The organism is Streptomyces sp. NBC_00483, assembly GCF_036013745.1.
Lineage (GTDB): Bacteria > Actinomycetota > Actinomycetes > Streptomycetales > Streptomycetaceae > Streptomyces.
Map to the genome: position 1 here is coordinate 9,620,428 of NZ_CP107880.1, position 18,621 is coordinate 9,639,048.

Sequence of the window (18,621 nt, forward strand, 5' to 3'; positions counted from 1 at the left end):
GGACGTCCCGGGCGCTCTTTCCTGACGGCCTGACGGCCGGCTCTTCGAGCCGCTCATCCGTCATGCCTCCTTCACCGCGTTCCACCCTGCCCATCGGTGTGCCCCGGCGCATCCCATGGGGTGGCTGCGCGTGCCTTGTCCTTCGCTCCTTCGCGCTGCCCTCGATGCGCGGGAGCCGTCGCAGAGAGACACACATGTCCGGACGCCCCATGCCCAGAATGCGCCGACGATCCCTGAAGGCCGCCGCCCCGGCCGCGGGGGCCGCCCTCCTCCTCGTCTCCACCCTCAGCGGATGCGGTGGCGACGGCGCCTCGGCGGCGGGCGGGGGTGCCACCCTGAAGTGGACCTCCACCTACTTCCCGACCCACTGGGACCCGGTGGTCGGCGGCAGCGGCGCCCAGTTCCGTGAACTCTCCATGGTCTACGCCTCGTTGACGCGCACCGACGAGAAGGGCGACGCGGTCCCCGACCTCGCCAAGAGCTGGGACTACAACAAGCGCGGCGACCGGATCACCTTCCATCTGCGCCCGGGACAGAAGTTCAGCGACGGCGAACCCGTCGACGGGGCAGCGGTCAAGGCGGCGATCGAGCGGGCCAAGAAGCAGAAGAACTCGGCCCTCTTCGGTGACCTCACATCGATCGAATCGGTGCGGGCGAAGGGCCTCGACGCGATCGTCGACCTCAAGCAAGTCGACTACCAGATACCGCAGTTGCTGGGGCAGCGCGTCCTCCAGATAGCCAGCCCCAAGGCGGCGAAGTCCCCCGCGAAGCTCGACCAGCAGCCCGTCGGCGCCGGACCGTTCACCGTCACCCAGCTCATCCCCGGCACCAAGGCCGTCCTGAAGAAGAACCCGAAGTACTGGGACGCCAAGAACATCCACATCGACCAGGTCGAACTGACCTCGGCGCCCGACGCCTCCACCGTCGTCTCCGGCCTGCAGACCGGCGTCTACAACTTCGCCGACATCGAACCCAGCCAGGCCGACGCCGCCAAGAAGGCCGGACTCGACGTCTTCGTCCAGCCCGGCTTCAACGCCTCCAACATCAGCCTGAACGTCAACAAGAAGCCCTTCGACAACGGCAAGGTCGTCGACGCGGTGCGCCATGCGATCAACCGTCAGGAGTTCGTGGACAAGCTGACGTTCGGCTACGGGGAGGAGACCGGCCAGCCGTTCCCCAAGGGATACACGGCCTACGACCCCACGTCGGCGAACGCCTACCCGTACGACCCGGCGAAGTCGAAGAAGCTGCTCGCCCAGGCCGGATACAAGGCGGGTGACATCAAGCTCGACCTCGTCATCCCGGAGGAGCAGCCCGAGGCCGAGATCGTGCAGTCGCAGCTCGCCAAGGTCGGCATCAAGGTCGACATCAAGATCGACAAGAACTGGGCGACACCGTTCTTCGCCAAGGACCTGACGTTCTCCCTGTACTCGACGACCGGCCGCGACTCCGCCGCGCAGACCCTCACCGCGCACTTCGGCCCCGACGGACCGCTCAACCTCAGCACCCCGTACGAGCCGAAGGGCTTCGAGGACGCCATCGCGAAGGTCCGCGAGACCCGCATCGACGACCCCGACTACCCGAAGGTGCTCCGGGCCGCGACCCGCGCGGGACTGAACAGCAAGGCGCTGGTTTTCACGTACTCCCAGCCGAACCTCATCGCCAAGAGCAGATCCGTCTCCGACCTCCCGAAGAACCCGGCCCACATCGACTGGACCGGCGTCACCATCAAGCCCGGGGCGTGAGCAGCATGCCAAACACCATGAGCGGCATGCCAGACACCGTGAGCTTCATGCCTGACGCGCGGAACAGGACCGCGCATGTACTGGGCCGCGTCCTGGCGACCGTAGGACGGTCCGTGGCGATCTTCATCCCGGTCTTCGTGGTGGCGACGTTCGTGACGTTCGCGCTGCGCTCGATGAGCGGACTCAGCCCGGCCCGCATCCAGTTGGGCGAGAAGGCGACCCCGGAGGCCATCGCCCGCGTCGAGTCCCAGTGGGGCCTCGACCGGCCCTTCCTCGCCCAGTACGGCGACTGGTTCAACGGCGTCCTGCACGGGCAGTTGGGCACCAGCTGGACGAACGGCTCCGACATCTCCACCCTCATCGGGACCGGCCTCGGCGTGAGCCTGTCCGTGGCGGGCGCCGCGCTCGTCATCGGCGTGGTCCTGGGCTTCGTCCTCGGCGCCGTGGCCGCGCTGCGCCGGACCACCTGGATCGACCGGGCGGTCACCGGCTTCGTCACCGTGATCTCCGTGATGCCGGCGTTCGTCGTCGGCATCGTCCTGGTCACCGTGTTCGCCGTCGGCCTCGGCTGGTTCCCGTCCGCCGGATACGTGCCACTGGCGCAGGGGTTCGGGCCTTGGTCATTGCACATCCTGCTGCCCGCCCTCGCGCTCAGCTGTGACGTCGTCGCCGACGTGGCCCGCCAACTGCGCACGAGCCTGATCGCCGCCTCCCGCGAGAACTACGTCACCGGGGCCGTCGTCCGGGGCCTCAGCCCCCGGCGGATCTTCCTCGGACACGTCCTGCGCAACGCCCTCGGACCGACGCTCGCCACCCTCGGCCTCAAGTTCCCCGCCCTCGTGGGTGCCTCCGTCGTCACCGAATGGATCTTCGGCCTGCAGGGCTTCGGCCGGTTCGCCAACGACGCCGCGCAGGCCGGCGACGTACCCGCCGTCCAGGGAGTGCTCGTGGTGTCGATCGTCCTCGTCGTCGGCTTCAACCTGATCGTCAACCTGGTCCTGGCGCGCGTGACGCCGGCCGCGCAGAGGGGGGTGTGAGCCACCATGATGCGCCGCATCCTCGCCCTCACCACGGGCCGCATCGCCGTCGTCATCCTCACCGTCGTCGCCCTGCTCGCTCTCCTCGGACCGCTGCTCACCCCGCAGAGCCCCCTGGCGACGAGCGGTGACACCCTCGCCGCCGCCTCCGGGGAGCATTGGCTGGGCACCGACTACCTCGGCCGCGACGTGCTCAGCCGGCTCCTCGACGGGTCCCGTGTCAGCGTCCTCGGCTCGCTCGAAGTCGCCCTGACCGCACTGGTCGTGGGGTCGATCCCGGGCATCCTGTCGGTGTACCTCGGCAGGGTCTTCGAGTGGCTGACGCTGCGCCTCGCCGACACCCTCGTCGCGCTGCCGTTCCTGCTGTTCGCGGTCGCGGTGATCGCGCTGCTCGGCAACGGCATCACCCAGGCGATGCTCGTGACCGGCGCGCTGGTGTCCCCGCTGTTCTACCGGGTGTCCCGCGCCGCCACGCTGGCCGTGGCCCGATCCCCTTACGTAGAGGCCGCGTTGATCTCCGGGGCCTCGATCGGCTGGATCGTGCGACGTCATGTCTGGGCGAAGGTGCTGCCGCCGCTCGCGGTCGCCCTCGCGCAGACCATCGGCACCGGCTTCGTGATCGTGTCGAGCCTGACGTTCCTCGGCATCGGCGTCCAGCCGCCCGAACCCACCTGGGGCGGGCTGCTCGCCTCCGACCTCGGCTACCTCGGCCAGCAGCCCTGGGCCCCGCTCCCGCCCGCCCTCCTGATCATGGCGACGGTGTGGGCCGCGAACCTGCTCGCCGACGCGATCCGCGACGTGTCCGGAACGGCCACGAGCGGCCGGGCCCCCACCGGCGCCGGCCGGAACCGCCTCGACGAGACCGCCCCCGCCGGAGGTACGACATGACCACAGCGCCCACCGACCTCGCCCGCGAACAGGACCACGACGACGGCATCCGGGCCGCGCCCGTGTTGTCCCTGCGGGACGTGCGCATCGCCGACACGGCCAGCGACCGGGAGATCGTGCACGGCGTCGGCTTCGAGCTCAGGCCCGGCACGACGATCGGCATCGTCGGCGAGTCCGGCAGCGGAAAGACCCTCACCTGCCGCGCCGCGCTCGGCATCCTGCCGCCGCACTTCGAGATCACCGGCGGCCACGTCGAACTCGACGGCACCGACACCGCCACCCTGACCACGAAGCAGTGGACCCGGCTGCGCGGCACCACCGTCGCCGCCGTCTTCCAGGACCCGGCCTCCTACCTCAACCCCTCGATCCGCGTCGGCGCACAACTCGCCGAGGTGCTCCGCGTGAAGAAGGGCCTGAACCGGCGCGAGGCACGGGCGAAGGCCATCGAGCTGCTCCGGACCGTGCACCTGCGCGACCCGGAACTCAGCTACGGCCAGTACCCCCACGAACTCTCCGGCGGCATGCTCCAACGCGTCCTGATCGCCACCGCGATCGCCGCCGAGCCCCGCATCCTCATCGCCGACGAGGCCACGACGGCACTGGACGTCACGGTCCAGGCGGAGATCCTCGACCTCCTGGCGGACCTGCGCGACCGCGCGGGCCTTGCGCTCGTAGTCGTCTCCCACGACCTTGCCGTGGTGGCCCAACTCTGCGACGAAGTACTGGTGATGAAGGAAGGCGCCGTCGTCGAACAGGGTCCTACGAGCGAGGTGCTGCACGCTCCGCGCCACGAGTACACCCGGCTGCTCATCACCGAACACGAGCTGTACGGCCTCGAAAGGTTCCGCACGGCGACGTCGACCGCTTCCGTCAAGGAGGGCGCATGAGTGACAACGACCGTACGGGGTCGGTTAGTTCGGGCCTCGACATTTCGGCGGGTTCGGTCCTCGACATCGCCTCGCTCGACGTCCACTACGGCCCCCGCAGGCGCCGCCGCCAAGCCCTGCACGGGGTCTCGCTCAGCGTGGCGCCCGGCGAGACGCTCGGTCTGATCGGCGAGACAGGATCGGGGAAGTCCACGCTCGCCCGCGCCGTCCTCGGCCTCGTGCCCGCCACATCCGGCACGATCACCGTCGGCGGAGCGGACGTCACCGCCCACAGCCGCCGCCAATGGCGCGGCCTGCGCCGCCGGGGCGTGATCCAGTACGTCTTCCAGGACCCGCTGCGCAGCCTCGACCCGGGCCTGACCATCGAGGAGTCCCTGAGCGAACCACTGCGCGTCGGCGGCGTGCCGCGCGTGGAGGCGGGCGAGCGGATCCGCGAGTTCCTCGAACGGGTGCGGCTGAGCGTGGAGTTGCTGGGCCGACTGCCTGGCGAACTCTCCGGCGGGCAGCGTCAACGCGTCGCCGTGGTGCGGGCGTTGGTGACACGACCCCGCCTCGTCATCCTCGACGAACCCGTCAGCGCCCTCGACTCCGCCAACCGCGTCCAGATCCTGGAGATCCTCAAGGAACTGCGAGCGGACGGCACGGCCCTGGTCTTCATCTCCCACGACCTCGGCTCCGTCGCCGGCGTCGCCGACCGTGTCGCCGTCCTGTACCGCGGCGAACTCGTCGAGACCGGAGCGACGCACTCCGTCGTCAACGAGCCCCAACACCCCTACACGCGCCTCCTGCTCGGCTCCGCCCCCACCCTGCACGGCGCCCCGGCCACCCGGGCCGAACGCGAGGCGCTGCGCGCCCTGCTGCCCGCCTGAGCCACTCGCCGCCCGCTCCCACAGAGAGGCACACCCATGCCCCGCAAGAAGATCCACCTCGCGCTGCATCCCTACGGCGTCGGCGGCCCCGGCCAGCACGGCCTGTGGAAGGACCCGCGCGTCGCGAACAACGCCAGCATCGACATCAACTACTACATACGGCAGGCGCAGGCCGCCGAACTCGCCCTGTTCGACGCCCTGTTCGTCGTCGACAGCCAGTTCATCAACGCCACCTATCCCTCCCACTACCTGAACCGGCTCGAACCCCTCACTCTGCTCTCCGCCGTGGCCACGCACACCCGGCACGTCGGCCTTGTGGGCACGGCCAGCTCGACGTACAACTCGCCGTACAACCTGGCCCGCCGCTTCGCCTCCCTCGACCACATCAGCGGCGGCCGGGCCGGCTGGAACGTCGTCACCAGCTTCGACACCGGCACCTCGCGCAACTACGGGTTCGAGGAACACCTCGACTACGCCACCCGCTACGGCAGGGCCCTGGAGTTCGTCGAGGTCGCCCGCGGCCTGTGGGACTCGTACGAGGACGACGCGTTCCCCGCCGACGTCGAGCGGAACGTGTTCCTCGACCCGGCCAAGCTGCACGAACTGAACCACGTGGGCGAGCACTTCAGGGTCGCGGGCCCGCTCAACCTCTCGCGCTCCCCGCAGGGCCAGCCGGTGATCTTCCAGGCCGGTGTCTCCGAGGAGGGCCGCGACCTTGCCGCCCGCGTCGCCGAGGGCATCTACGCGCCCGGCGGCTCCCTCCAGCAGGCCCAGGAGTACTACACCGACATCAAGCGCCGCACCGCCGCCCACGGCCGCGACCCCGAACACATCAAGATCTTCATCCACGGGGGCCCGGTCGTCGCCGCCACCGACGAGGCCGCCCGCCGCCGCGAGCGCGAGATCTTCGAGGAGGACAACGACTTCGACCGCCACCTCGGCCTGCTCGGCCGCTCCTTCGGCGCGTACGACTTCAGCGTCCACGACCTCGACGCGCCCTTCCCCGACGTCGCCCACCTCGCCGAGAAGGGCGGCAGGACGGGGGCCGCGAAGATCATCGAACGGGCCCGGACCGAGAACCTCACCCTGCGTCAAGTCGCCCAGTCCCTGGCCGAGTTCCGGCGCTCGCCGTTCGTCGGCGCGCCGGAGACGGTCGCCGACCGGATCGAGGAGTGGTTCGACGCGGGCACCTTCGACGGCATCAACCTCGCCTTCCGCACCGAGGAGGAACTCGAGCTCTTCGTCGACGGCGTCGTACCGATCCTCCAGAAGCGCCACCTGTTCCGCACCGCGTACGAGGCCGACACCCTGCGCGGCAACCTCGGCCTGCCGATCCCGGCCAACCGGCACACCACCGAAACCGCCTCCCTGGGAGCCCAGCGATGACCAGCCAGTACACCGACCACCTCGCCCCCGCGGGCCTGCTCACCCGCGGCACCGTCATCGTGGTGCCCGGACGCGGCGAGAGCCGTGCCGTGTACGAGCGGTTCGGCAGGCGGCTCGCCGCGGACGCCTACCGCGTACGGGTCGTGGACACCCCGGACCCGAGCGGCGACGACCTCGACGCCTCCCTCGACGCTCTGGTCGCGCGGCTCGCCGAAGCGGCCGACGGCACGGCGTCCGAATCCGGCGGCGCCCCGGCCGCCCCGCTGGTCCTGGTGGGCTCCGACAGCGGCGCCGCGGCGGTCGCCGCCCTCGTCGCGGACCCGGCCCGGGCCCGTCGGCTGCGTGCGGACGCCGTGGTCCTCGCGGGACTGCCGGGCAGGGCGGCCGCCACCATCGAGGAGTGGGACGAGGAACTCGACGTCCGCACCTCCTGCCCGACACACCGTGGCGTGCTCACCGACGACACCCTCGTACGCCGCGGAGAGCTGAACACACCCGTCCCGGCACCGGTCCTGGAGCTGGCCCACGACAGCGCGGCGGACCTTCCCCAGCTGTTCCTCGTCGGTGACGCCGACCCGCTGGCGGACCGCGACGCCCTCGCGCTCACGGTGGAGAAGTCGGCCTCGGCCCGGCTCGCCGTGGTCCACGGCGCCCACCACGACGTACTCAACGACAAGCAGCACCGCTCGGTGGCCGCAGAGGTCGTCACGTTCCTCGAAGCGCTGCGCGAAGGCCTGACGCCCGCGGTCACGGTCGTGTCGAGCGCGTGGTGAACGGCACCGCCCGGCGGCGTCCGTAGCCGCCCGTTCTCTCGAACCTCACCTCTCAGAAAGGCCCCCACCATGGCCACCATCCTCTCCGTGTCCGGCAGCCCCTCCGCCACGTCACGCACCGCGCGACTCCTGGAACATCTCGACGAACGGCTGCGCGATCAGGGGCACGAGGTGACCTCGTTGCAGGTGCGCACCCTGCCGGCCGACGCGCTGCTGGGCGCGGAGTTCGGGCACCCGGCCATCGTCGAGGCCATCGCCCGGTTCGAGCGGGCGGACGGCATCGTCATTGGCACGCCCGTCTACAAGGCCGCCTACTCGGGCCTGTTGAAGTCGCTCCTCGATCTGCTCCCGCAGTACGCCCTGGCCGGAAAGACCGTGCTGCCCCTGGCGACGGGCGGCACCACGGCCCACGTCCTGGCCCTCGACTACGCTCTGCGCCCCGTCCTGAACTCGATGGGCCCGCACCACATCCTGCCGGGCTGGTTCACCCTCGACCGTGATGTCACGGTCGGCGAGGGCGGGGAACTGGTTGTCGCCGAGCCCTCCGCCGAGGCGCTCGCCGAGGTCACGGACCGGTTCTCCGCGGCGCTCGGTGGGCGGACGGTGGCACTGGCGCAGGCGGGATGACGCTCAGCCCGTGGTGAGGGCACCTCGTGCGCGCTCGGCGACGTCGGCCGGGGCGGCGGCGATGACGTCGTCGAGCGCGGAACGGGAGGACCGCAGGTCGTCGATGGCCCGGGAGATGCGGTCCCGCTCCTTCAGCAGGTCGCCGACGAGGTCGGGGCAGGTCGGCACAAGACGCTCCTCCTCGTCGCGCAGGCACGGCAGGATCGTGGCGATGGTGGCGGTGTTCAGGCCGGCGGCGAGCAGGCTGCGGATGCGGCGCACGGTGTGCACGTCGGCCTCGCCGTATTCGCGGTAACCGCTGGGGCGGCGCACGGGATGCAGCAGCTGCTGCTCCTCGTAGTAGCGCAGCAGCCGCTCGTGGACGCCCGTCCTGCGGGACAGCTCACCGATCCGCACGTGATCCTCCTCGACACGATTTGACTGCCACCTTGACTCTCACATTGATGTGAGACTTTACCGTTCCGGGTGTGAGCGGGGGAGGCCACCGGACGGCAGCCTCCTCGGCCACGTGGACCAACCCCGCATCCCTGGAAGGGTCTTCACACCATGCGCGCCATCCGGATCGACCGCCACGGCGGCCCCGACGTCCTGACCATCGACGACATCGCCGAGCCCGACCTCACCGCCGACGAGGTCCTCATCCGTACCACCGCCACCAGCCTGAACCCGGTCGACTGGAAGACCCGCGCCTGGGAGGTCGGCCCACCGCTGCCGGCCACGCTCGGCTGGGACATCTCCGGCCGCGTGGTCGCCAGCAACGACCCTTCGTACCAAGTGGGCGACGAGGTGTTCGCGATGTCCGCCCAGATCGCCACGGGCCGGGGCACATGGGCCGACCTCGTCGCCCTTCCGGGACACCTGGTGACCGCCGCGCCGACCGGTGTCCCTCTGGCGGACGCGGCGGCGCTGCCGTTGGCCGGAGTGACCGCGCTGCAGGCCCTGCGCAACGCCGAACTGGCGGCAGGGGAGCGCATCCTGGTCGTCGGAGCCGCCGGGGCGGTCGGCGGCCTGGCCGTCCAACTGGCACGCACCATGGGCGCCCACGTTGACGGCCTGGTGTCCCGCCCCGAACACGAGTCGTCAGTGGTGGAGTTGGGCGCCGAACACGTCTGGCACCGCGCGGCCGATCTGCCCCAAGCCCACTACCCGGTCGTCCTCGACACCGCGGGACTCGACGCGTCCGCCGCCCTCGCCGCCGGGGGCCGCTACGTATCGATCTCCGACGAGCCGCTGCCCGACGTACCGGGAGCGCGCAAGAGCTACGTGCAGGAGAGCGCGGCCGACCTCGCGTGGATCGCCAAGCTGGTCGACAGCGAGGAACTCCGTCTGCGCATCGCCGCCCGCTACCCGCTGGCGGACATCCGGGCTGCCCACGAACGCTTCGAGGCGGGCGGAGTCCTGGGGAAGATCCTGGTCACGTTCTGAACGCTGGGCGGGCCCGGGGGCGGCCGCAGGTACCCCCGGGCAGCCTCGGGTCGCAATATCGGTGGCGGTCATGGGCCGCCACCGACCACCATGCAGCCCATGACCGACGAACCCGCGCGCTGGACCGAGGCAACTGTCTACCCGGACATGTGGGCGGACCCGGACGACGACCCACGCGAGAACGACAGTAGCCCAGAAGGCGAACTCCCCACGCTGCTGGACTTCCTGACGAACTATCGCCTGACCCTGCGGATGAAGTGCGCGGGCCTGACCCCGGACCAGCTCGCCCGGCGTTCCGTCCCACCGTCGACCATGTCGCTGCTCGGCCTGGTCCGCCACCTCGCCGAAGTGGAACGCGACTGGCACAACTGGATCACCGAGGGCGACCCACTGCCCAAGCTGTACGGCAAGAAGGACACGGACTTCGAAGGCGCCACCGCCGACCGGGCCGTGGTGGACGCGGCGTTCGCGGACTTGGAACGCGAACAGGCCGTGACCGACGCGGCCTTGGCCGAGCACTCGGACCTGGGCGCGAAGGTCGGCAGGGAACGGATCGCCGTCCGGGAGCTGATGGTACACAGGGTGGAGGAGTACGCCCGACACTGCGGGCACGCCGATCTGCTGCGGGAGTGTGTCGATGGGAGGGTGGGGCAGTAGTCCGGACAACTGGGCGTCGCTACAGGAGAGTTGTCGCGCCCCGTGTTAGTCGCCTTCCTCGTCGTCTTTATGTTCGGCGAATTAGAGTGAGGGCCCCGTGCCTGATCACACACACGCTGGGAGACGCATCTCGTGACCGACACCGCGCAGCCCGACAACCTGCGTACCCGTATCGACACCAGCAGGCCGCACACCGCCCGTATCTGGAACTACTGGCTGGGCGGCAAGGACTTCTACCCCGTCGACGAGGCCGCGGGCGAGCAGATCCGCACGCTGCACCCGGGGATCGCCGACTACGCCCGCGCGGACCGCGCGTTCCTGGGGCGGGCCGTGCGGTACCTGACCGAGGACGTGGGGATACGCCAGTTCCTCGACATCGGCACCGGACTGCCCACCGTCGACAACACCCACGAGGTCGCCCAGCGCATCGCCCCGGAAACCCGGGTCGTCTACGTCGACAACGACCCGATCGTCCTGCGCCACGCCCAGGCCCTGCTGACCAGCACGCCGGAAGGGCGCACGGACTACCTCGACGCCGACCTGCGCGATGTCGACCAGATCCTGGAACGGGCCGCCAAGACCCTCGACCTGACCCGTCCTGTGGGTCTGATGCTGCTTGGCGTGATCATTTTCGTCGGCGACGACGAGGACCCGTACGGATTCGTGCGGCGCCTCCTCGACGCGCTGCCCTCGGGCAGCCACCTCGTGCTTTCGCACACCATCACCAGTCCCGCCATGCCCGACGTGGACGCGGCGGTCGCGTTCTGGAACGAGAACGGCACGCCCAAGCTGAACCAGCGCACGCCGGAGCGGATCGCCCGGTTCTTCGACGGGCTGGAGCTGCTGGAACCGGGCGTCGTCTCCTGCACACGCTGGCGTCCGCGGACGAGCGACCCGGAGGAGCTCGCGGAGGTCGCGATGTTCGGTGGGGTCGGGCGGAAGGACTAGGAACCGGCGTGGTGTCTTCCTCGACACCGGGCCCTCAGAAGCGCCGGGCCCTCATGCGACCGCGGCACGCACCAGATGACCGGACCCCAGTGAGTCCGTGACGGTCCTGCCCAAGTAGCGGCCCAGGACCTCCGCGGCGGAGCGGTCCTCGACCGTGGAGAAGCCGGATCCGCTCAGTTCACCGCGCAACTCGTCCGCCGTGAACGACGACAGCCACGGCTCACCGGCGGCCGCGACGCGCTTGGCCCGTTCCTCCAGGGACGCGGCCGACGCGCCCGCCACCGGATGCAGATAGTCCATCACCAGCACCGAGCCACCGCCCTGCTCGGCGATGAAACGCCAGGTGGCGGTGAGGGAGGGGAGCGTCAGATACATCGCGACGCCGAGCATGAGGAAGGCCGTCGCGCGCGTCCGGTCGAAGTCCACGCCCGCAAGCCCCTCGGCGAGCGTGGTGGACTCGAAGTCGACCGGGACGAACGTGAGCGTCGGCGGCACCGCGATCCCGGCATCGGCCAGTCGGTGCTGCTTCCAGCGCTGCGTGTCGGGGTGGTCGACCTCGAAGAAACGCACGTCGGGGTGGGTGTTGCGGAGGGCCGATGTGTCGAGCCCCGCGCCGAGGACCACCACCTGCCGGCACCCTGAGGCGACCGCCTCGGTCACCGTGTCGTCGGCGAAGCGGCTGCGGGCGGCGATCCACAGCCGCCGCCGACGCACCAGATCCGGGTCGAGCCCCCGGTCGAACCCGCCCTCGCCCAGAGCCGCTTCGCCCACGACGCGGACGGCGAACGGGTCGGTGAACACCCGCGGCTCGTCGGCGAGTTGATGCTGCGCCCTGGCCCGCGCGACCGCCATCGCGGTCCTGCTCGGTTGTCCGGTCTCCATGGCCCACCTTCCACGCAATGCGGCTTCGACACGATCGAGACCCAGCGCGAAGCCCTCCGGCGCGGTCGCGACGGAACATCATCGTATTCCCGCATACAGGCCGACCGCGCCCGAGGGCCGGTCCCACCCGGGGCGCTACCCCTGGAGCGCCGCCTTGCGGTGCCGCTCCGTCAGGCGGGAGCCGGATTCGCGGCGGGCGGCGCGACGCAGCAGAGGGATCGCGAGGAGGAAGCCGAGGGCGGCCCAGGCGGTCAGGACCAGGGCGACCATGGGCAGTTCCCAGGAACCGGCCGGCTCGGCGGCCCGTGCCGCATCCGGCAGCAGCGCCGAACGCAGGCCCTGCGCCATCCACTTGAGCGGGAATACCGACGCCACCTGCTGCAGCGGAACGGGCAGCACGGTGATCGGGAACACCGCCCCGGAGGTGACGAGGAGTCCCATCACCGGCAGCATGATCAGGGCCAGCGCCTCACGCGGGTTGGGCAGCACCGCGCCGATCGCGGCGCCGAGCGGCACGACGGCCAGCAGCCCGAGCGTCGTGACCCACGCCAGCGTCAGCCAGCCGCCCGGCCCCTGCGGCAGTGGCCCGTCGGCCACCAGTGCGGCGGCCGCCAGGAGCAGGGCCAGGGTGGCGACCGAAACGACAACGATCAGCAGGGACTTGGCGACCAGGTACGCCGGAATCCCGCCGGGCGTGGCACGCAGCCGCAGCAGAGCGCCCTCCTCCCGCTCCGTCACGAGGATCTGCGGGAGCGTGACAAGGCCGACCTGGAAGAGGAGGTACGCGGCGAAGCCCGCCACCACCAAGTGGGACATGGGTGTCTCGGTGCCCGGTACGTCGCTGCTGATGTACGCGGCGATGACCAGCGCGACGACGACGTTCGTCACGTGGCCGGACATCTCCTTGCCGTTGCGCACGAGGTGCCGCAGCTCGATGCCGCCGCGCTGGATCCCGGCACGCCAGCTGTTCGTCATGGGTGTCGTCCTCATGCGGCGCGTGCCTCCTCGTCCTCGTCCTCGTCCGGCTCCGCGCCGTCGGCCGCCAGGTTCACCATGTGCAGATACGTGTCCTCGAGCGTCGGCCGCCGGACCTCCAGGTCGGCGATCGGGCCGGGGGCGTTCCGGTGCAGCTCCCATACGAGCTGCGAGGGGTCCGCGGTGCGCTCGCGGCGGGGCGTCCCGTCCTCGGACGTCCAGCGGACCTCGGCGCGGGCAGCGGCTCGCCGGGCCAGCTCCGCGGGTGTGCCGCAGGCCCGGATCCGGCCGCCGACCAGCATGGCGATCCGGTCCGCGAGCCGCTCGGCCTCCACCAGGTCGTGGGTCGTGAGCAGGATGGTGACACCCTCGTCCCGGGCCAGGCGCTCGACCAGGGCGTGGAACTCGTACCGCGCCTCCGGGTCGAAACCGGTCGTCGGCTCGTCCAGGAAGAGCAGATGGGGACGCCCGACGATGCCGAGCGCCACGTCGAGGCGTCGACGCTGTCCGCCGGAGAGCCGGGCCACCTGCCGGTTTGCCTGGTCGGTGAGGCCCACCAGGCCCAGCAGCTCGGCCGGGTCGCGCGGGTCGGGGTAGTACGTGGCGAAGTGCCCCAGCAGCTCGCCGACCCGCCAGCGGCCGTGATCCCGCCAGGACTGCAGGACCAGGCCGATCCGCGCCCGCCACGCGTCGTCGCCCCGCTCCGGATCCGTACCGAGCACGCTCACGTCCCCCGCGGAACGGCGCCGGAAGCCCTCCAGGATCTCGACGGTGGTCGTCTTCCCGGCCCCGTTGGGGCCGAGCAGCGCGAAGACCTCGCCGCGGTGGATGTCCAGGTCCACGCCGTGCAGGACGTCGATGGCGCCGTACGTCATCGTGATGTCGCGGGCGTGGACGACGGGTCCTTCGGATGTGTTGTGCCGTGCCGTCATCGCTTTGCCCCCGAGGCTGCGGGGACCGCGGAACCGGCGCCCTCGACGATCGCCCGGAGCGCCGAGACATGCCCTTCGAAGGCGGTGCGCCCACGGTCCGTCAGCCGCACCCTGGTGCGGCGGCCTCGGCCACCGCCCTCCTTGCGGAGCTCCAGATACTCCGCCTCCTCAAGGGTGTGCAGCTGCTTGGAGAGCGCGGAGTCGCTGAGCGAGAGGCTGTCGCGGACGAAGGAGAACTCCGCCCACTCCGTGGCGGCGAGCAGCGAGACCACCGAGAGCCGGGTGGCGGGATGGATCAGCTCGTCGAAACCTGCGGGAACGCTCATCGGCCCGCCCCCGTGCCTGCCGCGTCCGTCGCGCGCGCCTCGTGGCGCCGAGCCGACTTGGCCGCCCAGCGGCTCATCGGCCCCACGAACAGCACGAACACCGCCGCCGAGACCGTGGCCTGGATCAAGCTGCCGTGCAGCGGCTTCAGCGAACCGACCAGATGGCCGGAGAGCAGCACCGTCGCGCCGGTCACCACCCCGCCCGCCACGAAGGTGGCGAACATCCGTGATGTGCACCGCGTGTGGTGCAACCGCACCCGGCTGCGCCGCTGATGGAGCACGGCAAGACCGCCCAGCAGCGCGACGTACACGGCCATGACCAGGCCCACGCCCCACCCCGGCAGCTCAAGACCCAGGCCGGCCAGGAACAGCCACATGATCGCGGCCGTGGCCCAGGGGCTGCCCGTACCGGCCGCCGCGGACCGCTCCACCTCGTCGTACACCCGCTCCTGCGGCACACGAATGCGCTGCAGATCCCTCCATGCCTGTTCGGCATCCACCGGCGTGCTCACGCGTCTCGCCCTCCCCGTTCCCCGTTTTACTTTCCCGGGAGGAAAGTTACGCGCGACTTTCCTAGTAGGCAAGTAAAGGTTCTGGTGTGGCCGATGAGTAGCCGTCCCCGTGGTCGCTCCCCAGTAAAGAAAAAATTGATGACAGCACAACCCATTGTTGTCCGGCCACAGGCTTGTTAGGTTCCGGCCATGGCGAACGATCACTCCGGCCCCCCGGCCGAGGTCGGCGCACGGCTGCGCCGCCGCAGGAAAGCTCTCCATCTCACCCTGAAGGAAGTGGCTGAGCGGACAGGGCTCACGGAGGGGTACCTCTCGCAGGTCGAGCGCGATCAGGCGAACGCGAGCGTGCGCACGCTTCAACGGCTGTGCGAGGTACTGAAACTGACGGTGGGTGACCTGTTCGACCAGGCGGGGAGCGCGGCCGGGCCCGTCCTTCGGTTCCGTGACACCCACGGGATGTCGTTCGGCAAGGGTGCCACGAAGATCAAGCTCACCCCCGGGGCCTTCGACCATCTCGAAGTCCTCCTCGGTCACTTCACGTCCGGTGGCTCCACGGGCGTCGAGCCGTACACGCACGGCAGCTCGGAGGAGTTGCTGCTCGTCCTGACCGGCGAGGTGGACGTGTGGGTGCGCGGCCAGCACCACCGGCTGTCCGCCCTCGACTCCATCCACTACCGCAGCAGTGACCCCCACCGCGTCGCCGAGGCCACGGGCACCGACGAGGCCAGGGTCCTGTGGGCGATGGCACCTCCCACCTACTGAGCGCCCACTCAGCGCCCACTGGGCGTACGCACGTGCACGAAGGAGTCACCGATGACCGCCTACCGCAACGGCGAGATATCGCACTGGATGCAGGCCTCCCGGCCTTCACCGGCCGCGGGCACCCCGCCTGAACGCGACGACCAACTACCCGACGGGACACAGGACTTCGTCATCGTCGGCGGCGGTCTCACCGGCCTCTGGGCCGCCTATCACGCCGCTCTGGAACACCCCACCGCGAAGATCACCGTCCTCGAGGCCGAAGAGGTCGGCTACGGAGCCTCCGGGCGCAACGGCGGCTGGCTCTCCCCGCTCATCCCCGGCAACCGCGCCGTCTACGCGAAGGCCGCCCGCAAGCGGGGCCAGGACGGCGCCGCCGCCGTCGCCGCGTTCCAGCGCGCGATGGACGGCGCCGTCGACGAGGTCCTCCGCGTCCTCGACAAGGAGGGCATCAAGGCGGACCAGCAGCGCGGCGGACACCTGCGCGTCGCCACCACCCCCGCCGCGATGAAGCGCCTCGAACTCACCCACGCCGCCGACCTCGCCAACGGCTACCGCGCCGACGACCTCCAACTCCTCGACGCAGAAGCCGTCAAGGAGCGCATCGCGATCGGTCCCGCGCTCGGCGGCCTGCACAATCGCACCACGGCGCGCGTCGGCCCGGCCAAGCTCGTCCACGGGCTCGCCGACGTCGTGACCGCCAAGGGCGTACGCATCCTGGAGTACACCCGCGCCACCCGCATCGCACCCGGCGCCGTCACCACACCCCGCGGAACCGTGCGCGCCACCACCGTCCTGACGTGCCTGGAAGCGTATTCGGGACAGGTCGAGAGCGACGTCCCCGCGCTCGGCGCCCGCGAGGTCATCCCGGTCAACTCCTCGATGATCGTGACCAATCGGCTCCCCGACGACGTGTGGGAGCGGATCGGCTGGGAGGGGCGGGAGTGCCTGGGCGACGCCGCCCACACCTTCGTCTACGCCCAGCGCACCGAGGACGGCCGCATCGCCATCGGCGGCCGCGGCACGCCGTACGCGTTCAACTCCGGCATGCCCGGTGAGGGCCGCGTGGACGCCCGCACGGTGCGCACCCTGAGCGAGCGGATCCAACTCTTCTTCCCCGACGTGCGGTTCACCGTCGACCACGCCTGGCGCGGCGCGATCGGAGTGACCCGCGACTGGTGTGCCGGAGTCACCTTCGACCCGGCCACCCGCATCGGCGTGGTCCGCGGCTTCGCCGGACACGGGGTCACCGCCACCCAACTCGCGGCGCGCACCCTCCTGGACCGCGCCGAGGGCCGGGACACCGACCTCACGCGGCTGCCGTGGAACGACCACGACTCGGGCCGCTGGGAACCCGAACCGCTGCGCTGGATCGGCGTCCACGCGATGTACCGGCTGTTCGGCGTCGCCGACCGCTGGGAGGAGAAGCGGCACTCCCACAGCACCTCGCTCATCGCCCGCGTCGGTTCGAGATTGGCAGGACTCAGCGAATGACCGGAACTCCCGTGCCCGACACGGCACTTCGCGAAGACGGCGCACGCCGGGATGCGGCCGATGAGCGGTCCCTGCGGCGCGGCCTGTGGAGCATGGCCTTCACCGAGCTGTGGGAACGCTATTCGTTCTACGGACTGCAGGGCATCCTCTCCTTCTACCTGCTGTACAAGGTGGCCGACGGCGGCCTCGCCCTCGACCCGGCCGTCGCCTCGGGCATCGTCGGCGCGTACGGCGGCGCCGTGTACCTGTCGCAGATCCTGGGATCCTGGCTGGGGGACCGGCTCGTCAGCCCCCGGGACATGGTGCTGTACGGCGCCGTGGTCATCACCGCCGGACACGTGGTGCTCGCGTTCGCCGCGGGTGTCACCGGACTCGCGGCCGGACTGGTGTGCATCGTGCTCGGCACCGGCGCGCTGAAGACGAACATCACCTCGATCGTGGGCTTCGTCCTGGACCAGCACCCCGACGAGCGCTACCGCGATGCCGGATTCACGTACTTCTACATGGCCATCAACATCGGTGCGGTGGTCGGCCCGCTCACCACAGGGCTGGCGCAGAACGAGCTCGGCTTCCACTACGGCTTCGGGCTCGCCGCGATCGGCATGGCCGGCGCGCTCGTCCAGTACCTCCTGTCGATGAAGCACCTGCCCGCGCGGGCCCACACCGTCAACAACCCGCTCCCGGCGGGCCGTCGGCCACTCGCCGCGCTCGTGGCAGTGGGCTTCCTCGCGGTGGTGGGCGGCGCCGTCGGCGCCGGGCTGCTGCGGGCGGAGAACCTGTCCACGGTGGTGACTGTGGCCGCGCTCGTGGCCGCGGCCGTCTACTTCCTGACCATGACCACCTCGAAGGCGGTCAGCCGCGACGAGCGCCGCCGCGTCCTCGGCTATCTGCCGCTGTTCCTGGCCTCCGGTATTTACTTCGGGTTCCTCTTCCAGAAGTTCACCGCGATCTCGATCCTCATCACCGAGCGCATCGATCTGCACATCGGCGGCTGGACCTTCCCCGTCGCCTGGATCACGACGGTCAGCCCGCTCGCGGCGGTGCTCATCACGCCGCTGATCGCCCGGCTGTGGACCCGCCTCGGGGAGCGCCAGCCAGGTCCGGTGACCAAGGTCGCCATCGGCCTTACCCAGATCGGCTGCGCCTATCTGTTCCTGCTGGTGCTGTCCGAGGCCACAGGAAACGCGCAGATCCCGCTGTTCCTCATCCTCGTCTTCATGGCGGCGGCCGGTTCTTCGGAGGTCTTCGTCGGACCCATCGGCCTTTCCCTGGCCACCCGGATCGGCCCGAGCACCTTCCGCTCCCAGATGGTCGGTCTCAACTTCCTTACACTCGCCCTGGGTTCATCCCTCGCGGGCCTGCTCGGCCAGCTGTTCACGGCGATCGACAACGCCTCGTACTTCACCATCACGGCCGTGTGCGGCATCGGGATCGGGCTCGCGCTGATCGCCACCCGCAAGCCGCTGGGCCGGCTGCTGAACGCGGGTCTGGAGAGCTGA

Annotated in this window: 20 protein-coding genes; 14 read left to right on the forward strand and 6 right to left on the reverse strand. The window is 70.5% G+C overall.

Annotated elements, in window-relative coordinates:
- The first annotated feature begins 218 nt into the window (after nucleotides 1–218).
- From OHA73_RS42990 to ssuE, 8 genes are all read left to right on the forward strand, one after another.
- Entirely contained in the window at nucleotides 219–1,745 is a 1,527-nt protein-coding gene (locus OHA73_RS42990; RefSeq protein WP_327658095.1) for an ABC transporter substrate-binding protein, read from the forward strand.
- Between the two features lie 26 nt (nucleotides 1,746–1,771).
- Complete coding sequence (locus OHA73_RS42995; RefSeq protein WP_327658096.1) at nucleotides 1,772–2,782, forward strand: ABC transporter permease; 1,011 nt, start codon at nucleotides 1,772–1,774, stop codon at nucleotides 2,780–2,782.
- Between the two features lie 6 nt (nucleotides 2,783–2,788).
- On the forward strand, nucleotides 2,789–3,670 hold the full coding sequence (locus OHA73_RS43000; protein ID WP_327658097.1) for an ABC transporter permease: 882 nt from the start codon (nucleotides 2,789–2,791) through the stop codon (nucleotides 3,668–3,670).
- Nucleotides 3,667–4,557 carry an ABC transporter ATP-binding protein gene (locus OHA73_RS43005; RefSeq protein ID WP_327658098.1) on the forward strand — a complete coding sequence of 297 codons (891 nt, stop codon included), beginning with the start codon at nucleotides 3,667–3,669 and terminating at the stop codon, nucleotides 4,555–4,557. Before OHA73_RS43000 ends, OHA73_RS43005 begins: the two co-directional genes overlap by 4 nt.
- Nucleotides 4,554–5,426 carry an ABC transporter ATP-binding protein gene (locus OHA73_RS43010; protein ID WP_327658099.1) on the forward strand — a complete coding sequence of 291 codons (873 nt, stop codon included), beginning with the start codon at nucleotides 4,554–4,556 and terminating at the stop codon, nucleotides 5,424–5,426. Before OHA73_RS43005 ends, OHA73_RS43010 begins: the two co-directional genes overlap by 4 nt.
- Before the next feature lie 36 nt (nucleotides 5,427–5,462).
- Complete coding sequence (locus OHA73_RS43015) at nucleotides 5,463–6,812, forward strand: LLM class flavin-dependent oxidoreductase (protein ID WP_327658100.1); 1,350 nt, start codon at nucleotides 5,463–5,465, stop codon at nucleotides 6,810–6,812.
- Complete coding sequence (locus tag OHA73_RS43020) at nucleotides 6,809–7,585, forward strand: alpha/beta hydrolase (RefSeq protein ID WP_327658101.1); 777 nt, start codon at nucleotides 6,809–6,811, stop codon at nucleotides 7,583–7,585. Before OHA73_RS43015 ends, OHA73_RS43020 begins: the two co-directional genes overlap by 4 nt.
- 69 nt (nucleotides 7,586–7,654) lie before the next feature.
- Nucleotides 7,655–8,212, forward strand: coding sequence for an NADPH-dependent FMN reductase (gene ssuE, locus OHA73_RS43025; RefSeq protein ID WP_266724607.1), 558 nt, complete (start codon nucleotides 7,655–7,657; stop codon nucleotides 8,210–8,212).
- A 3-nt stretch (nucleotides 8,213–8,215) separates the two neighbouring features.
- On the opposite strand, the gene OHA73_RS43030 is transcribed toward ssuE, so the two are convergent.
- Complete coding sequence (locus tag OHA73_RS43030; RefSeq protein ID WP_327658102.1) at nucleotides 8,216–8,608, reverse strand: MerR family transcriptional regulator; 393 nt, start codon at nucleotides 8,606–8,608, stop codon at nucleotides 8,216–8,218.
- A gap of 150 nt (nucleotides 8,609–8,758) precedes the next feature.
- Between OHA73_RS43030 and OHA73_RS43035 the strand changes: the two genes are divergently transcribed.
- The 3 genes from OHA73_RS43035 (at nucleotide 8,759) to OHA73_RS43045 (ending at nucleotide 11,242) form a co-directional block, all read left to right on the forward strand.
- Entirely contained in the window at nucleotides 8,759–9,637 is an 879-nt protein-coding gene (locus OHA73_RS43035) for an NADP-dependent oxidoreductase (protein ID WP_327658103.1), read from the forward strand.
- 90 nt (nucleotides 9,638–9,727) lie between these two features.
- Complete coding sequence (locus tag OHA73_RS43040; protein ID WP_327658104.1) at nucleotides 9,728–10,294, forward strand: DinB family protein; 567 nt, start codon at nucleotides 9,728–9,730, stop codon at nucleotides 10,292–10,294.
- Nucleotides 10,295–10,426: 132 nt separating this feature from the next.
- Nucleotides 10,427–11,242 (forward strand): SAM-dependent methyltransferase, encoded by an 816-nt coding sequence (locus OHA73_RS43045; protein WP_327658105.1) that lies wholly within the window; start codon nucleotides 10,427–10,429, stop codon nucleotides 11,240–11,242.
- A 51-nt stretch (nucleotides 11,243–11,293) separates the two neighbouring features.
- Here the strand turns inward: OHA73_RS43045 and OHA73_RS43050 are convergent, their stop codons facing one another.
- From OHA73_RS43050 to OHA73_RS43070, 5 genes are all read right to left on the reverse strand, one after another.
- Complete coding sequence (locus OHA73_RS43050; protein ID WP_327658106.1) at nucleotides 11,294–12,124, reverse strand: class I SAM-dependent methyltransferase; 831 nt, start codon at nucleotides 12,122–12,124, stop codon at nucleotides 11,294–11,296.
- Between the two features lie 135 nt (nucleotides 12,125–12,259).
- Nucleotides 12,260–13,114, reverse strand: a complete 855-nt coding sequence (locus OHA73_RS43055; protein ID WP_327658107.1) for an ABC transporter permease — start codon at nucleotides 13,112–13,114, stop codon at nucleotides 12,260–12,262.
- The gene (locus OHA73_RS43060) at nucleotides 13,111–14,031 is read right to left on the reverse strand and encodes an ABC transporter ATP-binding protein (RefSeq protein ID WP_327658108.1); all 921 of its coding nucleotides are present in this window, start codon (nucleotides 14,029–14,031) and stop codon (nucleotides 13,111–13,113) included. Before OHA73_RS43060 ends, OHA73_RS43055 begins: the two co-directional genes overlap by 4 nt.
- Complete coding sequence (locus tag OHA73_RS43065) at nucleotides 14,028–14,357, reverse strand: transcriptional regulator (RefSeq protein ID WP_266724620.1); 330 nt, start codon at nucleotides 14,355–14,357, stop codon at nucleotides 14,028–14,030. Before OHA73_RS43065 ends, OHA73_RS43060 begins: the two co-directional genes overlap by 4 nt.
- On the reverse strand, nucleotides 14,354–14,869 hold the full coding sequence (locus OHA73_RS43070) for a hypothetical protein (RefSeq protein WP_266724622.1): 516 nt from the start codon (nucleotides 14,867–14,869) through the stop codon (nucleotides 14,354–14,356). The genes OHA73_RS43065 and OHA73_RS43070 overlap by 4 nt, the downstream gene beginning before the upstream one ends.
- Before the next feature lie 189 nt (nucleotides 14,870–15,058).
- On the opposite strand from OHA73_RS43070, the gene OHA73_RS43075 reads away from it, so the two are divergent.
- From OHA73_RS43075 to OHA73_RS43085, 3 genes are read left to right on the forward strand one after another with little or no spacing between them, the layout of a single operon-like run.
- Nucleotides 15,059–15,631, forward strand: a complete 573-nt coding sequence (locus OHA73_RS43075; protein ID WP_266724624.1) for a helix-turn-helix domain-containing protein — start codon at nucleotides 15,059–15,061, stop codon at nucleotides 15,629–15,631.
- 51 nt (nucleotides 15,632–15,682) lie between these two features.
- The gene (locus OHA73_RS43080; protein ID WP_327658109.1) at nucleotides 15,683–17,122 is read left to right on the forward strand and encodes an NAD(P)/FAD-dependent oxidoreductase; all 1,440 of its coding nucleotides are present in this window, start codon (nucleotides 15,683–15,685) and stop codon (nucleotides 17,120–17,122) included.
- Nucleotides 17,119–18,621: a peptide MFS transporter gene (locus tag OHA73_RS43085; RefSeq protein ID WP_327658110.1), complete on the forward strand. Its 1,503-nt coding sequence runs from the start codon at nucleotides 17,119–17,121 to the stop codon at nucleotides 18,619–18,621. Before OHA73_RS43080 ends, OHA73_RS43085 begins: the two co-directional genes overlap by 4 nt.